The organism is Bacteroidota bacterium (assembly GCA_018698135.1).
Classification (GTDB): domain Bacteria; phylum Bacteroidota; class Bacteroidia; order CAILMK01; family JAAYUY01; genus JABINZ01.
In genome coordinates this window covers 1-2,208 of record JABINZ010000133.1, presented here as the reverse complement: position 1 = coordinate 2,208, position 2,208 = coordinate 1, and the positions used below count along the sequence as shown (strand labels likewise).

2 protein-coding genes are annotated in these 2,208 nt (G+C 33.2%); one reads left to right on the top strand and one right to left on the bottom strand.

Annotated elements, in window-relative coordinates:
- A partial coding sequence (gene tsaD / locus HOG71_08685; protein MBT5990919.1) for a tRNA (adenosine(37)-N6)-threonylcarbamoyltransferase complex transferase subunit TsaD occupies nt 1-931 on the top strand: 931 nt, incomplete at its 5' end.
- 9 nt (nt 932-940) lie between these two features.
- Here tsaD and HOG71_08680 read toward each other — a convergent pair.
- Nucleotides 941-1,945 (bottom strand): hypothetical protein, encoded by a 1,005-nt coding sequence (locus HOG71_08680; GenBank protein MBT5990918.1) that lies wholly within the window; start codon nt 1,943-1,945, stop codon nt 941-943.
- Nucleotides 1,946-2,208 lie beyond the last annotated feature (263 nt).

Below are 2,208 nucleotides of genomic sequence, written 5' to 3'. Positions count from 1 at the left end.
TGGCAAAATTCTTACCAATATCATAAGTAGTCAGGCCATACATGAAAAATTTGGTGGAGTTGTTCCTGAACTTGCTTCTCGAGCACACCAACGCAATATTGTATCTGTTGTCAATCAGGCTTTTAAAGAATCAGGTCTTACTCAAAAAAATTTAGATGCTGTTGCCTTCACTAATGGCCCTGGACTAATTGGTTCATTGCTGGTGGCCAGCTCTTTTGCAAAAGGCTTGTCCAGCTCACTTGGCATTCCCTTAATAGGAGTTAATCATCTACAGGCTCATGTATTGGCCAATTTTATTGATGATCCTAAACCTAATTTCCCATTTTTATGTTTGTTGGTTTCAGGCGGACATACGCAAATCTTAAAAGTAACCGACCAAATTACGTATGAGATTATTGGACAAACGCTTGACGATGCAGCTGGCGAAGCTTTTGATAAAGCAGCCAAAGTGATCGATTTGCCCTATCCTGGAGGACCCAATGTTGATAAATATGCCAAGCATGGGAATATAGATGCTTTTGAATTTCCCACCCCAAAAATTCAAGGATTAAACTTTAGTTTTAGCGGATTAAAAACATCCTTCCTATATAAAATCAGGGATGGGCTTAAGGACAACCCAAACTTTATTAAAGAAAACACCAATGACCTCTGTGCTTCATATCAGCATAGAATTGTCAGCTATCTGACAGGTAAACTGGTTAAAGCATCCAAACAGACAGGGATCAAAGAAATTGCACTGGCAGGTGGAGTTGCTGCTAACTCAGCATTACGCGAACGTATAAATGAGCTTTCTATAAAACATCGTTGGAATACATACATCCCTCAAAGACAGTATTGCACCGATAATGCTGCAATGATTGCTATTACAGCCTATTATAAATATTTAGCAAAGGATTTTAGTACTAAAGAGATTAAGACATTTGCACGATAAATTCCAATTCTATTTTTTAATTTTTAAATCAATATTAATAAATCCAGAAGAATCATAACTGCTGATATTATTCACCTTAATTATTCCATAAACATTACCTTCAGTTTTAAATAGTGAATATGTCCCGATACCGCTTGAAGGATTATAGGCTAAATTATTCGCAATATTCAATATTGGGTATGAAGATGTAGCAAATAATTGCGCAATTTTAACACCTGTCAAATACCTCCATTCGACATCACTAAGTGGTTCTAAATGACGAAATTTTGTTTTTCGTCTTGTTGTCCATTCAGTTACCTTCAATTCAGAAATTTGGTTTACAACATTGCCAAAAACATCATCATTTTCTGGACTAACAATTGAAGCCTTATAAGAAGAATGATAACAATATATTAAATCAATTTCATTTTGACCTGTTGACTGTGCTTTATCTGTGTTAAAAACTTTGTTAAGATTACATGAATAGAAACTACCAAAACTATCATTGAACTGAGCACCAATATTTATGCTATCATATTCTATTATTCCAGAAAGATCCTTAACTGTTAATACAAACTCTCGAGTCGTTATCATAGAATCAACATCATATACAGAAACCTTAATAGTTATTAAATCTCCTTCTACAAACTCAATTGGAACCATATATATTAACTCCCTTTTCATTAATTTAGTTTCACTTGAGTCTGGATACCATATTGTATCAACATTCCCTTTTGCACTCGTACAAATAGCATTAAACCTAATTTCTTTAATATCTGCATTCGAATTATAATTTGAATAAGTCTCTATAACAAAAGGAATGTTTTCTCCTTTTCCAACATCAAATGAATTCGATTGAGGTTGCTTGATATTTAACCAAGGAGAATAATATTCAGGTATACTATCATTTTCCTCAGGAGGGTAATCTAAATAAAACTTAAAGCAACTCGAGAAACCAATTGAACTTCCAATAAGAATAGTAAGTAATGCAATTTGTGAAATAAATAAGAAGAAGGTTGTTTTATTCGCTTTCATGAACACTTCAATATCAAATTTTGTTTGAATTAAACCAATAGATTACAATTAAAGATACAACATATAATTAAAGTAGTAGCTCTTAGAAAGAAAAGCAGCCTATTATATTTAAGTAATTCTGAGGAGATAGAATTCCGAAATTCAATATTAATTCAAAGAAGGATTTACCGGAAAATCAGCCCAGACAGAAAAGGTCTTATCTGCTTTTTTGATGTAATATTTCCAGTAGTCTTCTGATTGATCGAGCATGACATTTTTAACAC